This is a genomic window from Paenibacillus polymyxa, from assembly GCF_018614975.1.
Lineage (GTDB): Bacteria > Bacillota > Bacilli > Paenibacillales > Paenibacillaceae > Paenibacillus > Paenibacillus polymyxa_E.
Window position 1 is genome coordinate 16,469 of record NZ_JAGGNR010000052.1, and the last position, 21,625, is coordinate 38,093.

20 protein-coding genes are annotated in these 21,625 nt (G+C 46.5%); 5 read left to right on the plus strand and 15 right to left on the minus strand.

Annotation, left to right across the window (positions count from 1 at the left end; all coding sequences use genetic code 11):
- Window positions 1–8: 8 nt before the first annotated feature.
- The 5 genes from J7E78_RS27260 to yyaC all read right to left on the minus strand — a co-directional run bounded on the left by J7E78_RS27260 (window position 9) and on the right by yyaC (window position 6,452).
- A complete protein-coding gene (locus J7E78_RS27260; RefSeq protein ID WP_215079767.1) occupies window positions 9–2,537 on the minus strand; it encodes an O-antigen ligase family protein in 2,529 nt (842 codons plus the stop codon).
- Window positions 2,538–2,728: 191 nt separating this feature from the next.
- Complete coding sequence (locus J7E78_RS27265; RefSeq protein ID WP_215079769.1) at window positions 2,729–3,976, minus strand: class I SAM-dependent methyltransferase; 1,248 nt, start codon at window positions 3,974–3,976, stop codon at window positions 2,729–2,731.
- Between the two features lie 95 nt (window positions 3,977–4,071).
- Window positions 4,072–4,776 carry a DUF6483 family protein gene (locus J7E78_RS27270; RefSeq protein ID WP_215079771.1) on the minus strand — a complete coding sequence of 235 codons (705 nt, stop codon included), beginning with the start codon at window positions 4,774–4,776 and terminating at the stop codon, window positions 4,072–4,074.
- 266 nt (window positions 4,777–5,042) lie between these two features.
- Complete coding sequence (locus J7E78_RS27275; RefSeq protein ID WP_215079773.1) at window positions 5,043–5,834, minus strand: alpha/beta fold hydrolase; 792 nt, start codon at window positions 5,832–5,834, stop codon at window positions 5,043–5,045.
- 60 nt (window positions 5,835–5,894) lie between these two features.
- Complete coding sequence (gene yyaC / locus J7E78_RS27280) at window positions 5,895–6,452, minus strand: spore protease YyaC (protein WP_215079775.1); 558 nt, start codon at window positions 6,450–6,452, stop codon at window positions 5,895–5,897.
- Window positions 6,453–6,610: 158 nt separating this feature from the next.
- On the opposite strand from yyaC, the gene J7E78_RS27285 reads away from it, so the two are divergent.
- On the plus strand, window positions 6,611–6,835 hold the full coding sequence (locus J7E78_RS27285; RefSeq protein ID WP_017692283.1) for a DUF1128 domain-containing protein: 225 nt from the start codon (window positions 6,611–6,613) through the stop codon (window positions 6,833–6,835).
- A 97-nt stretch (window positions 6,836–6,932) separates the two neighbouring features.
- On the opposite strand, the gene J7E78_RS27290 is transcribed toward J7E78_RS27285, so the two are convergent.
- Together J7E78_RS27290 and J7E78_RS27295 are read right to left on the minus strand one after the other, a co-directional pair.
- Window positions 6,933–7,658 carry a pirin family protein gene (locus tag J7E78_RS27290; RefSeq protein WP_215079777.1) on the minus strand — a complete coding sequence of 242 codons (726 nt, stop codon included), beginning with the start codon at window positions 7,656–7,658 and terminating at the stop codon, window positions 6,933–6,935.
- A 140-nt stretch (window positions 7,659–7,798) separates the two neighbouring features.
- Window positions 7,799–8,818 carry an asparaginase gene (locus J7E78_RS27295; RefSeq protein WP_215079779.1) on the minus strand — a complete coding sequence of 340 codons (1,020 nt, stop codon included), beginning with the start codon at window positions 8,816–8,818 and terminating at the stop codon, window positions 7,799–7,801.
- 177 nt (window positions 8,819–8,995) lie between these two features.
- Here J7E78_RS27295 and J7E78_RS27300 point away from each other — a divergent pair, with 177 nt between their 5' ends.
- The 4 genes from J7E78_RS27300 (at window position 8,996) to J7E78_RS27315 (ending at window position 11,007) form a co-directional block, all read left to right on the plus strand.
- Complete coding sequence (locus J7E78_RS27300) at window positions 8,996–9,697, plus strand: phosphatase PAP2 family protein (protein WP_215079782.1); 702 nt, start codon at window positions 8,996–8,998, stop codon at window positions 9,695–9,697.
- A 133-nt stretch (window positions 9,698–9,830) separates the two neighbouring features.
- Window positions 9,831–10,088: a GlsB/YeaQ/YmgE family stress response membrane protein gene (locus J7E78_RS27305; protein ID WP_215079785.1), complete on the plus strand. Its 258-nt coding sequence runs from the start codon at window positions 9,831–9,833 to the stop codon at window positions 10,086–10,088.
- 64 nt (window positions 10,089–10,152) lie between these two features.
- Complete coding sequence (locus J7E78_RS27310; RefSeq protein WP_215079787.1) at window positions 10,153–10,560, plus strand: YtxH domain-containing protein; 408 nt, start codon at window positions 10,153–10,155, stop codon at window positions 10,558–10,560.
- Between the two features lie 81 nt (window positions 10,561–10,641).
- Window positions 10,642–11,007 carry a DUF5665 domain-containing protein gene (locus J7E78_RS27315; protein ID WP_215079789.1) on the plus strand — a complete coding sequence of 122 codons (366 nt, stop codon included), beginning with the start codon at window positions 10,642–10,644 and terminating at the stop codon, window positions 11,005–11,007.
- A 19-nt stretch (window positions 11,008–11,026) separates the two neighbouring features.
- Here J7E78_RS27315 and J7E78_RS27320 read toward each other — a convergent pair whose 3' ends face one another.
- The 8 genes from J7E78_RS27320 to J7E78_RS27355 form a co-directional block, all read right to left on the minus strand.
- Window positions 11,027–12,094: a magnesium transporter CorA family protein gene (locus J7E78_RS27320; protein ID WP_251035297.1), complete on the minus strand. Its 1,068-nt coding sequence runs from the start codon at window positions 12,092–12,094 to the stop codon at window positions 11,027–11,029.
- Window positions 12,095–12,196: 102 nt separating this feature from the next.
- A complete protein-coding gene (locus J7E78_RS27325) occupies window positions 12,197–12,970 on the minus strand; it encodes a sigma-70 family RNA polymerase sigma factor (RefSeq protein WP_215079791.1) in 774 nt (257 codons plus the stop codon).
- On the minus strand, window positions 12,967–13,416 hold the full coding sequence (gene rsbW / locus J7E78_RS27330; protein ID WP_215079793.1) for an anti-sigma B factor RsbW: 450 nt from the start codon (window positions 13,414–13,416) through the stop codon (window positions 12,967–12,969). The genes J7E78_RS27325 and rsbW overlap by 4 nt, the downstream gene beginning before the upstream one ends.
- An 18-nt stretch (window positions 13,417–13,434) precedes the next feature.
- Window positions 13,435–13,773, minus strand: coding sequence for an STAS domain-containing protein (locus J7E78_RS27335; RefSeq protein WP_215079796.1), 339 nt, complete (start codon window positions 13,771–13,773; stop codon window positions 13,435–13,437).
- An 86-nt stretch (window positions 13,774–13,859) separates the two neighbouring features.
- Complete coding sequence (locus tag J7E78_RS27340) at window positions 13,860–15,539, minus strand: response regulator (protein ID WP_215079798.1); 1,680 nt, start codon at window positions 15,537–15,539, stop codon at window positions 13,860–13,862.
- 16 nt (window positions 15,540–15,555) lie between these two features.
- The gene (locus J7E78_RS27345) at window positions 15,556–16,428 is read right to left on the minus strand and encodes a CheR family methyltransferase (protein ID WP_215079800.1); all 873 of its coding nucleotides are present in this window, start codon (window positions 16,426–16,428) and stop codon (window positions 15,556–15,558) included.
- Between the two features lie 86 nt (window positions 16,429–16,514).
- Window positions 16,515–20,240, minus strand: coding sequence for a response regulator (locus tag J7E78_RS27350; RefSeq protein ID WP_215079802.1), 3,726 nt, complete (start codon window positions 20,238–20,240; stop codon window positions 16,515–16,517).
- On the minus strand, window positions 20,237–21,406 hold the full coding sequence (locus J7E78_RS27355) for a PP2C family protein-serine/threonine phosphatase (protein ID WP_215079804.1): 1,170 nt from the start codon (window positions 21,404–21,406) through the stop codon (window positions 20,237–20,239). The genes J7E78_RS27350 and J7E78_RS27355 overlap by 4 nt, the downstream gene beginning before the upstream one ends.
- Window positions 21,407–21,625 lie beyond the last annotated feature (219 nt).

Genomic DNA, 21,625 nt, shown 5'->3' on the forward strand with positions numbered 1-21,625 from the left:
TTGTGATGCTACCTGCTTCGTTGAACTGGATACCTCCTGGTCAACTCTGGAGTAAACGGAGGAGAAAAAGCCGAAGCAAGCCTGCGCAGGTGCTCTCCATAGCCTGGAGCAGGTTCTTCCAGTACAAAACGGCGATCATTGCGAACGTTCCCTGCTTCCACTTCCTCAGCCAGCAGTTGATACCGTTCATACATCTGTACACCAGCGGCGGCAGTCTGTTGGGCTCGATCCGTGAATCCTGCCCACCATTCCCGCCGCGCTGCCTGCTCCATCCAATACAAAGCCGTGGATTGGCCAATGCCATCATACCGATTCAATGCGATCGCTTGTTCAAAATATTCTCCTGCCTGCTGTCCTTCGCCGAATTGGACTGCCAATCGTCCCAGTTCGATGTAAATCTGAGGGTGCATCGGGGAATGGGACAGGCTGCTCAAAAGGAGTGTTTCTGCTTCTCGTCCCGGGAGAGATCGTGCAAGGGATATCACGATATCCGGTCGATTCGGGTTAGACTGAAGGGCAGCCATAAGATGCACCTTCTGTGCTGGAGTGCCATCCGGTTCAGACATTGCCTGACGGTACTGCACTTCTGCTACGGCATATTGGGAGGTCAGCCAGACTGCTCCACCAAGCCAGAAAAGGATGATCATCACTGTGGATACCCTTATTAGCCGAGCAGTTACTCGCTGAAGCATATGAAAGAAGGAACGCATCGGGACAGTTGATGGTCGGGATTGGGTTGGTAAATATCGTAAGAAAATAGATCTGGATTTAGATCTTAATTTGGATCTGTAGGAGGTGTATTCCACAGTTCCGCCGGATCGTTGGAATCCATCTGCTTCCATCTTCAATGCAGTTGCCCAAGCACCGAGCCAGATGAACAGCATCCAAAATAGTGTGAAGCTCCAGTCAAAATCCATCGCCCCATGCAGGCCAAAAATAAGCACGGATGGCATGAGCTGCGGTGCAAAATGAAAGATGCTTCGCAGGGTGAGGAGAAACCACCCTGCGACAAGCAGGATGCCGATCATGCCCGTGTCCAGGGCGAGATCAAGCAGGCCGTTGTGAACCTCGCCTCCGACATAAGGCGAGGATTGAATGGCGCGGAACATGTTGCGCCATGTATCCCCCCCGTGGCCGAGCCATACGGCCTCGGTCCACAGCTGGAGGGCATCCCGCCACATCTGTAGGCGGGATACCCCAGTGCCGACACCTGCCGCGAGGCGATCGGCGGTGGAGGCCACGGCCATCAGTGCGGCGGCGGTTCCCGCCAGCACGATGGCCGTCAGGGCAGCAGCGCGCGGAGCCTTGGCGGCGCCGCTGTGCCATAGGCGGCACAGCAGCAGCGTGCCGAGCAGCGCAGCTGCCCATGCCCCGGCCAGTGCCAGCAGGCCGGGCACGGGCGCAGGCGCCAGCTGGGCAGCAGCCAGCTGGCGGTACAGCCAGGCCGCGCACGTTAGTGGCGCGGCCATGGCCAGCAGCAGCGGCAGGCGGGCACCGCGCCGCTGCAAAGCAAAGGCGGCGACCGCGGCGCAGCCGGTCGCCAGCCAAGCGCCGCGCGACTCGCTCAGCAGGAGCGCGGCTTGCGCGGGCATGAGCGGCAGCACTGCCGCGATGAGTCGCCCGGCCGGCACAGGCCGGGCTATGACTCGCGCGGCAGCTGTCAGCCGCTCCAATGCGTACATGCCAACAATGGCACCGTACGCATTAGGGTACTGCAATAGTCCGCCGAGCCTTGCTCCGGCGGAGCTGATCTCGGGGTCAGCAGTCCGCATCACCCCGAAGGGCAGCGGCAATATCCCGCACACGGCAAGGATGCCGCTCAGCACAAGCAAGCCGCCCGCCATCTGCCAACCGCAGGCTAACCAATGCGCACCATCCGTGCGCTCAGCCAGTATTGCGGTGAGCAGAGTAAACATCACAAGCAGGCTCCATCGCAGCATTTCATCCATGCTGCCCTGTTTACTCACCGAGCCTGCCCATGCATGTACCCCAAAACATGTCATCATCCCCAGCGGCCACAACACCCGCCACATTCCCGGAAATCGAAATATTTTCTCGACGATTCGTTCATTCGCCTTCTGTGGACGAATACTTACAAGGAAAAGAAAAAACATGATCAAAATGCTTCCTGCTGTGATCCAAAGGACAGGATACAGATCGGCCGAATAATACAATCCCCGACTCAGACACCCTGCGAGCAGCAAGACAATGGAGAGTATGCCCACTGCCCCAGTCCATCCCAACCCTGAATAATGTTCACATCTCAATATCCGTGGAAAACGACCTGACACCTCCGTCTGGATAACTCCATTCGAATGATATGTATCCTCTTTTTTATACGTACCATCTTTGTTGTATGTATCTCCTCTATTATATGTACTGTCCCTATTGTCCCCATTACATAAATCCCTGTTATCTACATATTCTGTACCATTTGTGTGGTGAGACCATTCAAACGCCTGTTCCATCATTTCCTCATTCGCCGCATACCCTCGTCTATACCTTACAACTCCCTTATGCATTGTCCTATTCTTCATCCTTATACGCCCTCCTTCCTTCCACCGCTCCATATGCATAACAAAAAGACAGAAGATCCCGATAACGGGTCCTTCTGCCTGATATACATCTGACAGTTATGATGCTGCTTGCTACGAAGTATGTGCATTGAATATCATTTTACATTCAGAGACCCTAATTGCAGTATGTCCCTGGTTTGGCATTGGCACACTCAGCAAAGATCGCAATTTGCGGAATCTTGAACGGTTTCTTTGCTTGATTTTGATTTCCCACCGGCCTGCTTGCCATCGCCAGGAAGCAAATCGGCACAAGCTCGCTCCAAATATGGATCAGCATGAATGAAATCACGGAAAGCCGTATATTCATTCCACATCTCCATTACTTCGCCCGCCTGACCGCGAACAGCACGAATCAATATGTTTTTAGGCGTATTCTCCATATCGATGAATTCAAGTAATTGTGTCTTGTATCCCATCAGATCAAGCAACTTGGCACGAATCCCATCCGTAGCCAGTGCGGAAAAACGTTCCTTGAGGATGCCATGGGACAACAACGGATTCATCACGGAAGCCTCTACTTGATCAAACAGTTCATGCTGACAGCAAGGAACAGACAGAATAACAGAAGCTCCCCAACGAACCGCCTTCTCCAAAGCAGCATCGGTAGCTGTATCACAGGCATGAAGCGTGACAACCATATCCACTTCGTTCAATTCATCGTAGTCCGCGATGTCTCCAACCAGAAACTTTAGATCACCATAATGCAATCGATTAGCCAGATCATTACAGTGTTCAATGACATCTGCCTTCAAGTCCAACCCAATAATCTTGAGTGAACGACGTTGTTGCACAGACAGATAATGATATAACGCAAATGTCAGATAAGACTTGCCACAACCAAAATCAACGATGGTCAGTGGCCGTCCCTCCGGCAGATGCGGAATAACATCCTGCACCATTTCGAGGAAACGATTGATCTGTCTGAACTTGTCATACTTGCGGGCCAGCACACGACCTTCTTCGTTCATAATACCAAGTTCAACGAGGAACGATACGGGTACTCCCTCTTCCAATACATATTGCTTCTTGCGATTATGCGACAGATCCACCGCAGTTTTGGAAGCAGATTTGGTCAGGATGGATACTTTATATTTTTTGCTGATCAAAATTTGATAGTCTGCCTCGGTCGTACAGAGCAGGCCTTGACGAAACGTCTCTTCGCATAACAAAGTCATGCGCTCTACCGCTTCAGCCGGAGTCAAATTCTCGTGCAGCACTTTGTTGTTGTAATGGAATGCGAATTGATAGTGCAGCTGATTCTTCAGTGTCACCGGCTTGACTTGCACTTTGGTATACGAGACATTGTCCCGTCTGCGCAGCTGGCTCCAGGTCGCTGTAATCAGCGAATTCTGTTCAAAGATGTCTTGTATAAGCTTTCGCAATGAATCCACGGGGTACATCTCACTTTCGGTTTGGTTTGGTCAACCGTTACCATACCACAATTACGTCCCCTCTCCAAGTAAAGGCATGTAACAGGCCTTGATCCTATCCATAATTAGGAGTTCATCTCTTGACGACTTAGTTCAGCTAACCCCTCTTCAACTTCGTTACGTGGCAAACCACCCTGCTCCAGTTGTTCATTCGTGAGTTGGCTCAACCTTTCATAGAACGCCTGTACATCATCTTGGTAGCTCACCGGGAATTCATCACCAAGCTGGAGCAATCTGTACCAACTGTTCTCTGCCTGGTCGTAACGTCCTTGTTGTTCACGATAGAGGGCAAGCTGTCTTTCAGTCCGGGCAGGAAGTTCATATTCTTTTGTGAGCCCCAATACACCCTCCACCCGTTCCGGTGCGTCCAACAACTTGGGATTAGCGCCATGATTCAATGTATACAGGTAAAAATGAAGTGATCTCATCAATCGAATAACAGCCTCATCCTCTGCGTCCATTCTCTCCTGATCATCGATGCCTTCCACTCTGGCCTTCTCTTGATAAATGTAAGCTTCTTCTTCAATTAGCCTTGCGGCTTGCTGCAGATTGTCCACTTCGATCACTCCGCGAAAACGAAACATTTCAATGACATCCTCCGCTGGCAATGAGTTCAGTAAAGATAAGTTCAACCCAAACTGTCTGCGCATCAACTCATCCAGCTCGGACAATGCCTCCGCATGCTTACGTTGCTGCTTGAGCGTGAACACTTTGCCAATGGCCTCTGTCATTTCCTCCATCATGCGGAGCAGATAATCTTTTCTGAACATCCGGTATGCCCCCTCATCATTCGACCATGTCAATCCAATCGTTCTCATATCGTTCCTTTATATTTATTTTAATTCATGCCATGACAAAAAGCCAAAAACAAGACATGCGTCTATGCTCTGCCCATGAACACACCAAGCCCCCGCCTATCCCAAAGGGACGTGGCAGGGGCTCGGTTGGAATGGAACTGGTTACTCCTCTACAAGAGGTTGAATCATCCAGAAACCAAACTATATTCCAATGAAATCAACATAAATCACTTCATAAATTATTTCGATAATCCAGCCATAAATTGCTTAATGACCTGAATTAACTCTTCAGGAGCTTCATACATGCTCATATGACCCGCACCAGCGATAACGGCTTGCACGATATGTGGCTTGTCACTTGTGAACGTGCGTTCTGGCGGGATAACAGCATCCTTCTCTCCTGCTACCAGCAATACAGGTAGAGGTGTAGCCGATAACACATCGCGGCGATCCGGGCGTTCTCGCATAGCAAGTGCAGCACCAACCGCACCTTGAGGAGCAGTCTGGTAACCAATTTCCTTCACACGTGTTACATGCTTAGATAGCGATCCCACATGTTCCGGTGCAAACAGTCCGGGAACCAGTCCATCTACAAAATTTACGATACCTTCGGTTTGAATGGTGGATACAGCACGAAGGCGTTTCTCCTTGGCTTCTTCACTGTCCGGATAGGCTGTCGAATGAATCAGGCCAAATGCATTCAAACGTTCCGGGTGACGTTGTGCAATCGAGAGCGCAATATATCCCCCCATCGAGTGTCCCAGAAGGACCGCTTTTTCGACATTCAGCTCATCCATCAACTGTAATACATCGTTGCCCATCTGTTCGATGGTATAACTCCCAACAGGTGCATCTGTTTTTCCGTGTCCACGCAGATCAGGTACGATACAGCGATAGCTGCGTGCCAGTTCAGGTACAACCTCATCCCAATACGAGGAACTGCCACAGTATCCGTGGAGCAAAATGAGTGCTTCTCCCTTACCTTGTTCGGCATAACAAATCGTTGTTCCATCACACATCACTTTTTCCATATGAATCCCTCTCTCTGCGCGAATTAAATAATTCAGGTTGTATATTATTAAGCCTACATATCATGAATGAAACGTTTGTCTCCATTTCCATGCTTCAATTGCGGCGTCTGCAATCGTTCGGGACATCCTCATGACCATGTGAAGCGAGGTCATCTGCAAAATGGAATAGGGTCTTGGTCCATTAGCATTAACCACAGCTGCTACACTATACTGTCCCACAGGGGGTAGCTTGCCTCCAACCGATTGGGCCGGAATGAGTGGGTTATTGGAGAGATAGTATGTACCTACGGCATTCTTTGGACCCAGACATGCATCAATCGCTATGATGGCATGGTGTGCAGGAATAAGTGCCAATTTCTTCTCTAGCGTATCTGCATCACAAGGGGAAGACAGCATGCCAATCACGTTCTCCATTCCGCTCTCTTGCAGTAAACTTCCTGTCAGCGGACCCAGAGCATCCCCGGTGGAACGATCGGTACCAATGCAGACAAACGTGATTTCAGCTGGAGAATGAAGTTGAACGATGTTTTTGAAAAATAAGACCAGATTCTCTGCAGGCACGCCTCTGCGGACTTCCCTTCCTTGATGGCGAACCATTTCTCGCTTATACGCTGCCAAGCTGTATTCCCTCCAGTACACTCAGGTTTCCAATAAATCCTGTTGTTGTATCCATCATTGTAACCGATGCTTGGTTTCCCCGCAAAAGCATTAGCCTGAGCGCTTCCAATCATGATACAATAACAATAGTTTCCGATACGGAAGGGATGAACTTAACGATGGATTTAACACAAGCAACAGCAGCCAATATGGAATATATGATTGAAGCGATCAAAACCAAACTTCGTATGGCAAGCGGCGCCGCCATGCAAGCTTCTTCATTCCCACTTGAGAAATATGAAGATCTGTTTGATCTGTATGAAATGATTTTGAGCAAGGAACATCTCAGCATCTCTGAAGTGGAAGCTGTCGCTTCGGAACTGGGTAATCTTCGTAAATCCTAAGACAAGAAAAGGACCTGCTTTCCACATCAATGTGGGAACAGGTCCTTTTTCGCATGTTCGTATTTCAAGACTATCTTCTACGAAATACATCTCATCCTTAAGGCAAATCAACCAGAATGAATTCGGCAGGTTCACTGTCTGTGCTCGTGATTTGCAGATCACAGCTTTTGCGAATTCGTACGGCATCCCCCGGCTTGAGGTTGAAGTTACCATCCGAACAATGAATCTCTATATGTCCACTGATCAGAAAAAGATGTGTCCGTCGATCTTCGTGTTGCGGGTACATCAACTTCTTCCCGGACTCCAAATGGGACAGGTAACAGGTTATATCCTGGGAAATAGGCAATGCGCCTTCGCTTCCCTCGCCCACTTGCCCGGATACAATCGGACATAGACGATTCAAATGCTCCTGCGGCTCTATCTTCCGATTCGTATAGGATGGTTTCAGCATACGCTCCGATGGCAAAAACCACATCTGAAGGAAACGTACCGGCTCATCCGCTGACGGATTGGTCTCGGAGTGTTCCACACCCGTACCCGCACTCATCACCTGAACCGTACCCGGTTCAAGCAATTGTTCTGTTCCCATACTATCCGTATGTTTCAGTGTACCTGATATGACATAACTGACAAGTTCAAGATCATGATGTGGATGTTTCTTAAAGCCTTCTTGCGGCATCAGCGTGTTTTCATTATGAGCCAGCAGACAGCCAAAATGGGCATTGCTCGGATCATCATAATCCGCAAAGGAAAAGCTGAATTCACTGTGTATCCAACCTCGATCCGACGTGTGCCTTTCTTCCGATGTCACCACTTTAATCATGTTCATCCACCTCCAAGGGGTTTAGAGCTGCCACATTTACCGCGGCAGTCTATGCGTGTATATGAATTGTATGATGAATACCAGTTGGTATGTCATCTTTACCCGGGGTCCGGCAACTCTAATCACGCCCCTTCTCAAGGTTATACGCTATCTTCAAGTGAGTGGAGAATGAACTCACTATCTGCATGACCTACAAGGGTACCCGCATCATTTCGGATGTCCGAAGGGAACATTTCAGCCAATCGCGCAATGGTTCTCTCATTGGAATAACCAATCTGTCTCAGGATGGATTGGGTAATGAAGGCCCACTCTTCCTCGGAACCATCAAGCACCTTGAAGGTGATTCCCAGTCTTTCTTTTTTCAGACCAAAACCGAATACCCCCTTGAATCCACCCTTCGCTACAATGTTATCGTCTTCCAGCAGCACTGAATCTACACGCTCCGTCCCACCTACCATCAACGGATGTTCATTCATTGCTGATGTTATAGTCTCTACAGCTGTTCTTGTGGAAGGATCAGCGATAAGATCCGGACAAGCGAGCTTCAGATAAGCGTTCGACAATGCCGACAACGGCAAAGAAAATACCGGAAAGCCGCAGCCATCCGTCCCAAGCTCAATCTCTTTTTCCTCAATACCTGCCAGGTCGGCAAAGGTTTCAAGAATTTCTCGTTGTACCGGATGATCCGGTTCAGCGTAACTGCCCAGATCAACCTGCTTCATCTGACTGTACCCCAGAATCCCCAGATGTTTTCCGGAGCAGTTGTGCAAGATGCGCCGTTTCTCTCCTTGTCCACGTAACCATTGATTACGGCTTTCTTCATTAAGCGGATAGCTTGGTGCACAAATCAGGCATTCTTCTCCCAATCCGATCTTACCGGATAACTGCTCCAGCACCCGAATGTGTTCCGGTTCCGAACGATGCGAAGAGGACATAATGGCAATCTCCTGTGCTGATAGGCCATAGTGACTGGCAATTCCTGCCCGAATACCTGGAATGGCTTGAAAAGGTTTGGCAGATGAGCGAGTGAACGCTCTAAAATGAGGGTCACCAACCGAGTATACGATTCGGCCATACTCATCCGTAATACTTATGTGTCCGTAATGGGCGCATTCCATAACGCCTGCACGGTATTCTTTAATTAACAAGGCACTCTCCATGCGAGTTCTCTCCTTTGTGCTCCCGATTTCATCTCTGCTTTGCGTCACGACGCCGCATGGGATATCTTAAATAGTATAGTACAAAAGCGACGTTTTTACAGTTTTTTCGACAGGTATTTCCGGTATAGCTTTATCACCTGTGTTCATCTACTACAATAACTGAAGGAGAGACTCATTATGCCGCGCAAAACGTATTCACCAGCTTCATTCAGTTCAACTCCCGGCACGTTGTTACGTCCACTCCTCAACTGGGGTTTGGCTGGTCTGGCCCTCAGCGCATCGGTCGTATTCATCCTGGCAGGTCTGGGTGCCTGGTTGGGTGCTGATGTTATTATTCGTCTGGATGATCAAATTCAGCAATTATTTTATCTGAATTCAGATTCACGTCTTCATCTATTCCCTTACACTGCATTCATAACCGCACTGGGCTCATTCAAAATCTCTGCTGTGGCTGCAGGAGGTTTTGCTCTTCTTTTCTTCATTCAACGCAGTCCAAGGTTTGTTGTATATGGATATGCGCTCACGGGAAGTTTTGCCATGATGTGGATTCTGAACACATTATTGAAAGGATTTTTCAGACGAAGCAGACCTGAATTGGATCATCTGCTGGTCGTTCACGGGTACAGCTTTCCGAGTGGACATGCGATGATCTCCATGGGCTTCTACGGTATGATCTTTGTAATCTGGGCCATTGAACGACAGCGACATAACTCTTCAGGTGTGTGGCTTCCTGTTCTATGTGGTATCAGTTTTATTTCCTTGATTGGCCTCAGCCGGATCATGCTCGGCGTCCATTATCCTACAGATGTATTTACAGGATTTTCCGCAGGGCTTGTATGGATCATTTGTATGATAAAAGGCATTACACGAACCCGTTGAGAGTTGTATCCCTTCAATTTCCAGTTCTCAGATCCTCATCTTTATTGTTTCATTGTCATGCATGGTGTTTATATACGAAGTAAGCAAACGCGAACAGACAACATCCTACATCAAGTTAAAGGAGGCGGTTGTTATGTGGGGCATCATTATCAGCATTGTGATGGCAATTATCATCGGTTTGATCGGAGATGCACTTGCCGGCCATAACATGCCTGGAGGCGTGATTGGTGCAATGATTGCCGGATTTGCCGGAGCCTGGCTAGGAGCACTTTTGCTTGGTAACTGGGGACCTGTTATCGGTAACTTTGCTGTCGTCCCTGCCATCATTGGTACAGCGCTCTTTGTTTTCTTGCTGGGGCTTGTGTCCAGACTGCTAAGACAGGCTGCCTGATTCGGGCAACACGGTGTTCGTTGTTTCGTATTTGTTTCTTAAATTGAAGAAGGAGTGATTAGACATGAACAAAGCAGAAGAGCAATATCCTATACAGACGGGTTCGACTTTCGCAAAAGGTATTTTCATCGGGGGTTTGCTGGGAGCTGCAGCAGCACTACTCTTTGCGCCTAAACCGGGACGTGAATTGCGTGGAGATCTTTCCGAGAAAGTGGGCATGGTTACTGACCGTACCAAAGAAGTGGCAACTGTTGTAGGTGACAAAGCCTCTGAACTGGCTAAAACGGTCTCTTCCAAAACTTCCGACATTGCAAAAACAGTAAATCAAGGGCGCAATGATGTGATGGACTCTGTAAGAAAAGCGTCTTCGGATGTGGCTAACGAAGCATCCCGTGCATCCGAAGAAGTGGCTGCCGCTTCCGTAGAAGCGAAGGAAGATACACGTAAAGAACTGAACTCGACTAGCCTGTAAGGCGATATAGATCGAGTTAACCAATAGCCAGCTGCATCCCAGCTGGCTATTTTTGATCCAATGCGAATGGAGGAAGAAAAGATGAGTAAAGTTACAATCAACGGAAATACTCCGATTGCAGGGGAGACACCGACGCAGCAGTATGATACAAGCGAGCATCCTTTTGAATTACGTCATGAGGTAAAACGGCTGAATACTCGTCTGGATCAGATTGCAGACAGTCTGGAGAGAGCACAGATTAAGGATATTATTGAGAATTATAGCAATCCCAAAAAACGGATTATTACCAACTTCACCGCGGGTATGGCAAGAGGTCTGGGCCTGACCGTAGGGACATTTGTTGTCCTGGGTCTCTTGGCATTCATTCTGAGTCAATTCGTCAACATGCCAATTATAGGCCAATATATCGCTGATTTACTTGGCTATATTCAAGATTATAAAAATTAAAATGGATCAGCAGAGCGGATCAAGTCTCTTGTTTTTCTGTCGCTCCTCTGCTCTGTTTACCTTTAACAGACACAGAAGACTGTGAGGATTTCACTTTCAGCAGATCCCCTGTCCACCCTTTCATCATCAGCCATACATACATGCTGATCATGCTTATAATAATCAGACCAAGGACCAGTACAACTCCCCAAGATTTATCGATAAAGGGCAGATTCTCGAAGTTCATCCCCCATATCGCGCCAGCTGCCGTGGCAGGTATGAACACAGCGGTAACAATGGTTAGCGTCTTCATGATCTCATTGCCACGTACACCGGAGATCGCATTATCAATGGAGATTAATGTATCAATCTCTTTCTCGTAGTGACTAAACAAACGTTCCATTCGCTCTACTCGATGTTGGAGCTGCTGAAAGTATCGATTTTTATTTATTTCATCAAGATAAGCCTCATGTGAAGCGGCCATCAGTTCCGAGTAAGGGATGAACAGATTACTCCAATACAATAATTCAAATCGAGCGGCAAGAATCTGGTCCATCAAGGTGCGAGCATTGCGAGATTCCATCTTGCGTTCCAGATCACGCAGGTTCATCTCAAAATGATCCATTCCCACATGGTAGTAATGCAGTATAGCTCGAAAAAGTACAAACATCCCGTCCCGGGCCTCGCTACATTGCTGTAACATATGGGCACGTTCATCCGTCTTCATAATACATCGTGTATTGTCATCCATATTCAAGGTAACCAGGTTATTGCGATCGACATAAAAAAACATCTGATTATCTTGACGTTGGTCATCTCTCTCATTCTTGATCGCATACAACAATGAACCAAATATGACTGGTTCTTTTCCATTCACGAAACGGACCGACAAATAATTCGATTCAGATTCTGGAATTTTATGAAGCCAATACTGCATATCCGGAAATGGCTCTATCAGCTCCTCCAAAGCATCGTTCATGCTATCGGTGTCAGGTGCAACCCAATCCCACCATTGCCAATGGTCCGAGCAAGCTAACTTGTCACGCCGAGCTTCCAACTTGATTTGGTTCACAATCACTTTATCCACTCCTGCACTTTGTTCGTTCATTGCATATCCGTCTTTTTTGATCCCAAAAAGGACACGTATGCATTTCAGCGCAATGACGTGTCCTTTTTTATGCCGTACTCAACAACATTAGGGTTCCATTTTTCATAACATTGAAGCATTCGACATGATCTGTTTCAATTTCTCTGTAGCTCGCTTCTGAATCCGAGATACACTCATCTGTGAAACACCAAGCTTCTGGGCAATTGCCCGCTGAGATTGGCCATCCTGGAATGCTAGAATAAGTACCTGCTGCTCTTGTTCCTTCAATTGTCCCAATGCCTGTTGCAAGTCCATCCGTTTTTCGACCGAATCATAGTCATTCACATCTGCACTGATCAGTTCTCCCAATGTTGCTGCACTATCATCCTGAGATAAAGGAGAATCCAGTGATACATAGTGGTAACATTCCCGACCAGCCAGAACTTCAATTGTCTCTTCTGCAGTCAAATCAAGGTATTCAGCAATTTCGTTTACGCCAGGTGAGCGCTCCAGCTTCACGGTTAGCTCATCAATAGCATGCTGGACAAGTGCTCCCTTTTCCTTGATCCTCCGGGGCACCTGGATATACCAGGACTTGTCCCGCAAATAGTTCTTCATATGACCGATCATACTCTTCATGGCATAAGGCTCAAATGGAACACCCAGGTTAATATCATATTGTTTGAGCAAACGAATTAACGCCATCTGTCCAGTCTGATATAAATCCTCATATAGATCGGGACGATTCCGGGCAATTTTGCCTGCTGCCATCTTGACCATCGGTTCATATTTACGGATAAGAACTGTTGCAATTTCGTTATCTTGGGTCTGCTGGTATTCCCAGATCAAACCTATAGCTTCAGACATGGACTCTGGGGGAGTCACTTTTTCATTCATACTTTCTCCTCACTTCTTGCAAGACGTTTTACGAGTACTACTTTCGTACCTTTGCCCGCCTCACTTTCCACACTGACATCGTCCATCAAAGCTTGCATCAGGTAAAACCCAAGTCCGCCAATTTGTGCTTCTGTCAATTCTTTGTCGTGAAGACCGACCCGTGAAACAGAATTCATGTTTTCAAAGCTGGCACCTTCGTCCTTGACAGTAATGGACAATGTTTCGCCGTCCACATCAAATACAACTTCAACCATCCCGCCTTCGTGTGAGTAGGCATACAGTACAGAATTGTTACATGCCTCGGATACAGCCACTTTCATATCCTCAATATCTTCATAAGAGAATCCCATTTTTGATGCAACTCCATAAAGATTAAGTCTTACAATATCAACGTAATCAGCTGTCGCCGGTAAATTAAGGGTAACTCTTTGAACTTCTGCATTCATTCCTTTTTCGATCCTTTCCTATTGGGAATTCTTCTGTGTGACAAAAAATTTAGCTATGCCTGTCATATCAAAAAGTTTCTGGATTTGCGCAGGAACTTCCTGTACTTCAAAGCGTGCCTCCATTCCATGTCTTGCCTTCAGTACAGATAACAGGATACCGATCCCTGTGCTATCGATATACTTCAGTTCTTTCATGTTGATGACAAGATCCTGTTCCTTGTTATCCACGAGCGGCTCCATCACCAAACGAAAGTCAGGAGCGACCGACAGATCCAGTTCGCCCGTCAGATACACCGTGCATACACCATTATCTGTTTCAGTTCTTGCATTGAATTTTTCATTTCTATTTGTATTCATTAGACATCTCTCTCCTGATCATTGGTTTCCTTACCTAATAACCCAACTTTAGCACCTATGAAACAAAAAGAAGCTTGGCAAATGCTTCAATTTGCATGGTTCATGACAGATGGACTTGAATCCAACATGGGGTGCTGCTGTTGTTGGAAATGGGCTAATGTCTGCTTCACACTGCCCATCTTCACGGGTTTACTAATATAATCGTCCATGCCTGCGGCATTACAACGTTGCTGAATGTCTTCCATGACGTTAGCAGTCATCGCGATAATGATCGGCTGATTTGGCTCGGGCAGACTCTCTCGTATCCTCCGTGCACACTCCAGACCATCCATCACAGGCATCTGCAGGTCCATGAACACAAAGTCATAAGGATAACGGTTATTCAGTACCCTATCTAATGCAATTTGCCCATCTTCTGCGATATCCGAGAGCATGCCAAGCTTACTGAGCATTATCGCCAGCAGCTTCTGGTTAATAGGATGATCATCCACAATTAATACCGTCGGATATTTGTTCTCATTCTTCACATCCGTTGACTTCTCTTCCCCGTTCCTCTGGACCAGTTCAGTTTCTACATAACGTTTCGCCTGAATTGTAAATACAAACGTTGCGCCCCGTTGCTCTGATGTGTCCAGGTAGATCCGCCCGCCCATCATTTCAACCAGCGTCTTGCATATAGCCAGTCCTAAGCCAGTTCCACCGTACTTACGCGTCATAGAGGTATCCAGTTGGGAGAACGGCTGGAACAGCCGATCTACTTTATCTGAGGCAATACCTATTCCGGTGTCCTTAACTGCAAATTCCAGTGACATATATCCGCTTTTTTCCTCATTGATGGACACGATCAGATATACCCCGCCTTGATCGGTGAACTTGATGGCATTCGCAATGAGATTCAAGAGAACCTGGCGAAGCCTAGTCATATCTCCATATATCAATTCAGGGACAGAATCCTCCAGGAAATAATCCAGTTCCAGATTTTTTTTTCCTGCTTCGGCGGCAAACAACTCCAGCACTTCCCGAATACAGGAGACCAGTTCAAAAGGATACTCTTCAAGTTCCATTTTGCCCGATTCCATCTTGGTGAAATCAAGAATGTCGTTAATTACTGTAACAAGTGCATCCGCACTGCGACGAACAATACCCACATATTCCTTCTGATCTTCTTTTAGTTCCGTCTCCATGAGCAGATCCACCATACCGATAACTCCATTCATCGGTGTACGTATTTCATGACTCATCATCGCCAAAAATTCGGTCTTTGCATTGGCTGCAATCTCTGCCTCTTCTTTGGCCTGAATAAGCTGTTGATTCATCTTCTCCAGTTCCTGCGTCTTCTGATGAAGCAGCATGGTCTGAGTTTTCAATCGTTTATTGATGATATACATCTCCACAAAGCCCTCAATTTTGGATTTTAGAATCTGAGGAATAAAGGGTTTGACCATATAATCAATAGCCCCGGCCGAATACCCCGCAAACAAATGCTCCGCCTCTCTGCTGTTGGCAGAAATAAATATAATCGGAACATCTTTGGACTTGTCCCGTGCCTTAATTAACTTTGCTGTCTCAATTCCGTCCAGTCCAGGCATCTGCACATCAAGTACGATAACCGCAAATTCGTCTTTCAACAGACAACGGAGCGCCTCTTCTCCGGATGTTGCCTTGACGAGTTTATATTGTTCTGATTCCAGAACTGCTTCGAGAGCAAGCAAGTTCTCAGGGCGGTCATCTACCAATAATATGTGAATTGGTTCATTGAGCCCCATGGCGATGCTTAACCCCCTATTTGATCTTCCGGTATATTTTTTCGGTCCGGTCTAACGGCTCATAGGAATCGCTGAACTCTGTGAAATGTATCGATTCTTTAGAACCCAGAACAAGTATGCCGAAATGACTCAGACTCTCATGAAATAGCCCATGTACATGGTTACGCAAGTCATCATTGAAATAAATCATGACGTTGCGGCAAAAGATAACATTGAACTCGTTAAACGACCGATCTGTTGCCAAATTATGCTCGGCGAAGATGATGTTCTTCCTGAGAAAAGGATGAAATATCACCGAATTATATTTTGCTGTATAGTACTCGGAGAAGGCTTTAGTACCCCCTGCCTCCAAATAGTTTGTAGTAAACAGTTGCATTTTCTCAATACCGTAGACGCCTTCTTTGGCCTGCTGCAAGGAGCGATCATTCATATCTGTTGCGTAGATTCTCGCCTTGTCATACAGCCCCTCCTCATGCAACATGATGGCCATGGAATAAACTTCCTCCCCCGTAGAGCATCCCGCATGCCATATTCGGATATACGGGTAAGTTCTCAGGATAGGAATAATCTGTTCCCGAAACATTCGGAAAAGCGAAGGATCTCGAAACATTTCCGTTACAGGGATGGATAAGTTCTGTACAAAACGGTCAAACGCGGAACGATCATGAAGGACTCGCTCCTGCAAGCCGGATATGCTCTTAACACCTTCGGCATGTGCATAATGCCAGATTCTCCGTTTCAAGGATGGCAGTGCATAGTTTCTAAAATCATATCCATATAAACGGTGCATGCCTTCCAACAGCAACTCAATCTCGATCAACTCGCGTTCTTCATCTTGCGGCATACGGACCAAATCTGCCCCCGTATCGGCAGGTTCCCACGGTATCATAACTTCTCTCCACTTCTTCAATTGTTACTTGCGTATTCGTTGTATTATCATTCATTACCCAAAGAATGAGCTTGTGAATACTGAACTTATGAATACAACCATACGCGCATTAACGATAACAATTGATCTGTCTGGATCGGTTTTTTCACATAATCCGATGCTCCGGCTTCGATACATTTCCCGCGATCTTCTTTCATTGCCTTGGCTGTAAGGGCAATAATCGGCAATTTTTCGAATTTCGGTATTTGTCTAATTCGGGTCATCGCTTCATAACCATCCATCTCAGGCATCATCATATCCATTAATACCAGATCGAATTCCGGATTCTTATCCAGAATCTCCAGTGCCTCACGGCCATTCTCGGCAAATGTAACATCCATACGGTAGCCCTCCAGAACACTTGAAAGGGCAAATACATTACGAATATCGTCATCCACCAATAAAATCTTCTTGCCTTCAAACAATGTTTCCTTGTTATGCAGCTTTTGCAAAATTCGGCGTTTGTCTTCCGGCAGATTGGCTTCTACCCGATGCAGGAACAATGTAGTTTCATCCAGTAATCGCTCTGGAGACTTCACATCCTTGATAATGATCGATTCGGCATACTTGCGCAGCTTCATTTCTTCCTTGGAATCCAGTTCTTTTCCAGTATAGATTATAATTGGCAGATCATTCAGATATTCATCATCCCGAATCTGGTCGAGCAACTCAAAACCGGTCATATCCGTTAACATCAGATCCAGTACCATGCAGTCATAGCGCTTGCTGTGTAATTCATTCACTGCTTCACTGCCTGTGGATACGGCCGTAATCGCTACATCATCATGACCAATCAATTCAATAATCGCTTTACGCTGAATCTCATTATCCTCAACAATCAACAGTTGTTTCAGCTGATTCTCAGTATACGACTCAATATGCGAGAACGCTTGGTCCAGTGAATCCTTGCTGGAAGGTTTCTTCAAGTACGCAATGGCTCCCATCATCAATCCTTGCTTCATGTCATCAATAACCGAAATTACATGTACCGGGATATGGCGTGTTACTGCACTACTCTTCAACTCTCCCAGAATAGTCCAGCCGTCCAAAACAGGCAATTGGATATCAAGGATAATCGCATCCGGCAGATATTGACGTGCCATTTCAAGCCCTTTGTCACCTTGAAGAGCAACAAGTGCCTTGAAACCTCTGCCTCTCGCCATATCCATCAGAATATGTGCAAAATTCACATCATCCTCAATGATAAGAAGAATTTTGTCACCTTCCATCAGATTCTCCAGATCATCTTCGAATTGAGTTACTTCTGGAGAATGTGTGCGAGACATGTCCCTCACATGGCTCTGATTCGGATCAGGAGAAAGAATTGATTGATGACTTGAACGCATCTTTCTTGTTTCTATAGGCTGTTCATAGCGTTCCTCTGAGGATACGGCTGCTTCTCTTGAAGCTTCTTCCTTCGCCAGAGCTTCCTCATCATGATTATCCGGCAGGTACAACGTGAAGCTGCTACCCACACCTTCAGATGATTCCACCTGTATGGCTCCCCCAAGCAGACGTGCCAGTTCCCGGCTGATGGACAGACCAAGTCCTGTCCCGCCGTATTTCCGACTCGTTGTTCCATCCACTTGCTGGAACGCCTCGAAGATCAGATCCGTTTTATCAGATGGAATGCCAATACCGGTGTCTTTCACTGTGAATCCGAGATATTCCTGATTGGTATTCATATATCCTGGCATTTCTTCTGGTCTCATCCGCCGTCCAATCAGACTCACAGAGCCACGATTCGTAAACTTGAACGCGTTCGACAACAGATTTCGCAAAATCTGTTTGACGCGATGGCTGTCGGTATATACCCATTCTGGTAAGTCACTGTCGAACTCGATGTTCAGGTTTAGCTCTTTTTTATTCGCCATGGGACCAAAGTTTTGCTTAACAAAACCAGTCAGTTCTTCCATTCGAACGGTCTCATAATTGATATCCATCTTACCGGCATCCACCTTGGACAGATCCAGAATCTCATCAATCATTTTCAACAGATCTGCACCCGACATATAGATCGTTTGTGCGTATTCTTGCTGTTTTTCACTTAGATTTCCATCTTTGTTCTCCGACAATAGCTGTGACAAAATCAGCAGACTGTTCAGTGGTGTACGAAGTTCATGTGACATATTCGCTAAAAACTCAGACTTATACTTGCTTGTCATCGACAGCTGTAAAGCTTGTTGTTCCAACCGAGTCTTCGTTTTCTCAATCTCATCATTCTTCTCTTCCACTTCACGTACCTGCTCTTCAAGCGCCCTCGTCTTGGCAATCAATTCAGTATTGAAATGCTCCAGTTCTTCCTGCTGACGCTGCAGCAACTCTTCGGAACGTTTAAGTGCATCTCTCTGCTCTTCCAAATTTTCATTGGAACGATGGAGTTCCTCTTGCTGTGTCTGCAGCTCCTCCGATTGAACCTGCAGTTCCTCTGTCATTGCCTGGGATTCACGAAGCAGTTCCTCCACACGTAAACGACGGCGAACATTGTTTAGGATAACACCCAGGTTCATGATCAGTATAGAGAACAACTGCTTGTGCAGTTCATTGAACCCTTCAAAGGAAGCCAGTTCAACTACACCAATCAGTTCATCTTCAAACACAACAGGATAGATCATAATACCCGTTGCGCGTGTTGAGCCTGAAGCTGAACCAATTTGTACGTAATCATCTGGCGTATTTTTCAGAATAATCGGGGTCATATCCAGCGCAGCCTGACCAATCAGCCCTTCGCCGATCCGGTACATTTCTTTACCAACGTCTTCGTTCTCTTCAAAAGCATACGCTCCATAACGTCTCAGTTCGTCTGGATGTTTCTCCTCATCAATCAAATATACAACGCCCAACTGCGCTCCAAGCACAGGTGTGAACTCACTGATAAACATCTGCGAAATCTGGCGAATAGACCCAATTCCCCGAAGCAGCTCCGGAACTCTTGCGATATTGGAACTCATCCAGTTCTGATCCTGCTGGGCCTGTGCATAGGCTCTCTCGATCTCCTGCTTTTCTTCCAGATCGCTGGATACATCTTTTAACACACTGGCAATCTGACCAATTTCGTCCGTGGACTTGATCTGAATACGACGGATGGTCCGGTAACGGCCCTTGCCAAAACTGGTGATCATCATCGATACGGTATTCAGACCTCGGGTAATACTTGGCAACACCCACAGAATAACACCCAGCGCCAGCAACAATCCGGCAATCATAATACTTACCATAATCTGCACTGCTCTCGTATACGCTGCGTTAGCGTCCTTAATCTCCGTATCAATCTCTTGATCCTGATAACGGGAAAGAGCATTCAAACTATCTAGGGCTTCTTTATGCACTTCGAGTCCTGTTGAATTGCGGAAGTTATTCGCATCTTCTAACCGGTTCTGGGACATCAGGCTAATCTGTCTCGTAGCAGAGGCTGTATAAGCATTCCATGCCGAATTTACACGATCCACCAGCTGATGTTCAGGCGCACTGCCCGCTCGATTTCTCACTTCAGCGAGATAACCTTCGCCTCGACTCTTTATCTCCTTCAGTTCACCGTCTGCTGTACCAATGGAATTATTCGGATTTAACAACAAATTAGCCAACACTTTGGCAATGTCATTGACTTCCCCGCGCGCAGCAGAGGTGAACCTCACTTTGATATAACGTTCCTGGTACATCTGGTCAATCTGTTGATTGCTGCTGTTCAGCCGTTCATAACTCACAAATGTGAGTACGATCAAAATGGCCATTAAAGCGGTAAAGCCAATCAGCAGTTTATTCCTGATCTTCATTCAGCTCCCACTCCTTTATCCAAAGTAATCCAGACCAGGCATTTATCATCATCCCGTTCCTGCGGAATGTTATCATTGAAAAATAAGTTCTGCATAGCAGCCTCATTCCACTGATGTGAGCCAGACAATCTTTCAGTTAGAAATTCAAGCTGTTCTTCCTGCTCGCCTTGGACCGCTTCCAGCAATCCATCTGTATAGAGCACAATGTGTCCATCATCCTCGTAATGGATCGTTTGCGGTTCAATGTCCATTTTATCGAACAAACCGACAGGAGCGCATACACTGTCAAATTTGGTCATACTTCCATTATTTCGGAAAAATAGAGCAGGTGGATGTCCTGCATTCACATAATCAATGCGCTTCATGCGTGTATCAACAACCATATAAATGGCCGTGAAATAGTAATGCACCAATTGCTTGCCCAAATGAAGCTGGTTAAAGCGACGGTTCAGTTCCTGAATAACTTTCTCTGGATCGACATAAGTAGTCACCGTGTCTTTGAGCACCGATGCAATAAACATCGTAAATAAAGAAGAAGATATGCCGTGTCCCATCATATCAAGCAACAATACCCCATAGCGCCCTTCTCCCAGCCGATACCATGAGTACAGATCACCTGCAAGTTCAAATGATGGTTTATATATGGCATGCACTTGAAACAATGGGTCCCGAATCGTCGGCGTTAATACTGCATTCTGAACCATCGCTGCCAACTTGAGCTCATCCTGAATACGTTGATCACGCTCTCTATGCCAATCCTTCTCCTGTTTCAGACGAAGTGCGAGTCGAATTCTGGCCATCAGTTCGACTTTATTAATCGGTTTGGTCACATAGTCTGATGCACCTGCATCCAAGGCTTCGGCAAGTTTCTTGGAGTCGCCGATCGCTGTCACCATAATAATCGGGATATCCTTCAGAATTTCGAATTTCTGCACAATACTGCAGGCTTCGATGCCATCCATCTCGGGCATCATCATATCTAACAAAATCAGGTCAATATCCGACGGTCTTGGACGAAGTTCGTTGCTTTCCTCTCCAATTCCTAACACTTCAAACATTTCCATGGCGGAGCTCGCCGTTACAATGTCACGATAGTTTTCTTTTTTCAGAATTTCTCGAATGATAATGACATTCGTCGGATTGTCGTCAACAATAAGTATTCTCATTGATATCTCCTTATCTGTGGCGTCCGGTTTTGTCGATTCTTATTAAGTTAAAACGAACGTTGATTATACAAATTTCGCATACAAAACGGCAGTAGACATAATAATTCCTAGTATAACTATAATCGTAAAAACCACAAAACTCTATCAGTAAATGGCACCATTGCAGGGGATTCTCCCCGCAATCCAACCTGTTTTTGCAGCGTCCTGATCCCGCTCCCA

What these genes read in the sequence shown, in the direction of transcription:
- J7E78_RS27260 (WP_215079767.1), bottom strand. Translation starts at nt 2,537, where the DNA reads ATGAAGAATAGGACAATGCATAAGGGAGTTGTAAGGTATAGACGAGGG.
- J7E78_RS27265 (WP_215079769.1), bottom strand. Translation starts at nt 3,976, where the DNA reads ATGTACCCCGTGGATTCATTGCGAAAGCTTATACAAGACATCTTTGAA.
- J7E78_RS27270 (WP_215079771.1), bottom strand. Translation starts at nt 4,776, where the DNA reads ATGTTCAGAAAAGATTATCTGCTCCGCATGATGGAGGAAATGACAGAG.
- J7E78_RS27275 (WP_215079773.1), bottom strand. Translation starts at nt 5,834, where the DNA reads ATGGAAAAAGTGATGTGTGATGGAACAACGATTTGTTATGCCGAACAA.
- J7E78_RS27285 (WP_017692283.1), top strand. Translation starts at nt 6,611, where the DNA reads ATGGATTTAACACAAGCAACAGCAGCCAATATGGAATATATGATTGAA.
- J7E78_RS27290 (WP_215079777.1), bottom strand. Translation starts at nt 7,658, where the DNA reads ATGATTAAAGTGGTGACATCGGAAGAAAGGCACACGTCGGATCGAGGT.
- J7E78_RS27295 (WP_215079779.1), bottom strand. Translation starts at nt 8,818, where the DNA reads ATGGAGAGTGCCTTGTTAATTAAAGAATACCGTGCAGGCGTTATGGAA.
- J7E78_RS27300 (WP_215079782.1), top strand. Translation starts at nt 8,996, where the DNA reads ATGCCGCGCAAAACGTATTCACCAGCTTCATTCAGTTCAACTCCCGGC.
- J7E78_RS27305 (WP_215079785.1), top strand. Translation starts at nt 9,831, where the DNA reads ATGTGGGGCATCATTATCAGCATTGTGATGGCAATTATCATCGGTTTG.
- J7E78_RS27310 (WP_215079787.1), top strand. Translation starts at nt 10,153, where the DNA reads ATGAACAAAGCAGAAGAGCAATATCCTATACAGACGGGTTCGACTTTC.
- J7E78_RS27315 (WP_215079789.1), top strand. Translation starts at nt 10,642, where the DNA reads ATGAGTAAAGTTACAATCAACGGAAATACTCCGATTGCAGGGGAGACA.
- J7E78_RS27320 (WP_251035297.1), bottom strand. Translation starts at nt 12,094, where the DNA reads ATGAACGAACAAAGTGCAGGAGTGGATAAAGTGATTGTGAACCAAATC.
- J7E78_RS27325 (WP_215079791.1), bottom strand. Translation starts at nt 12,970, where the DNA reads ATGAATGAAAAAGTGACTCCCCCAGAGTCCATGTCTGAAGCTATAGGT.
- rsbW (WP_215079793.1), bottom strand. Translation starts at nt 13,416, where the DNA reads ATGAATGCAGAAGTTCAAAGAGTTACCCTTAATTTACCGGCGACAGCT.
- J7E78_RS27335 (WP_215079796.1), bottom strand. Translation starts at nt 13,773, where the DNA reads ATGAATACAAATAGAAATGAAAAATTCAATGCAAGAACTGAAACAGAT.
- J7E78_RS27340 (WP_215079798.1), bottom strand. Translation starts at nt 15,539, where the DNA reads ATGGGGCTCAATGAACCAATTCACATATTATTGGTAGATGACCGCCCT.
- J7E78_RS27345 (WP_215079800.1), bottom strand. Translation starts at nt 16,428, where the DNA reads ATGATACCGTGGGAACCTGCCGATACGGGGGCAGATTTGGTCCGTATG.
- J7E78_RS27350 (WP_215079802.1), bottom strand. Translation starts at nt 20,240, where the DNA reads ATGAAGATCAGGAATAAACTGCTGATTGGCTTTACCGCTTTAATGGCC.
- J7E78_RS27355 (WP_215079804.1), bottom strand. Translation starts at nt 21,406, where the DNA reads ATGAGAATACTTATTGTTGACGACAATCCGACGAATGTCATTATCATT.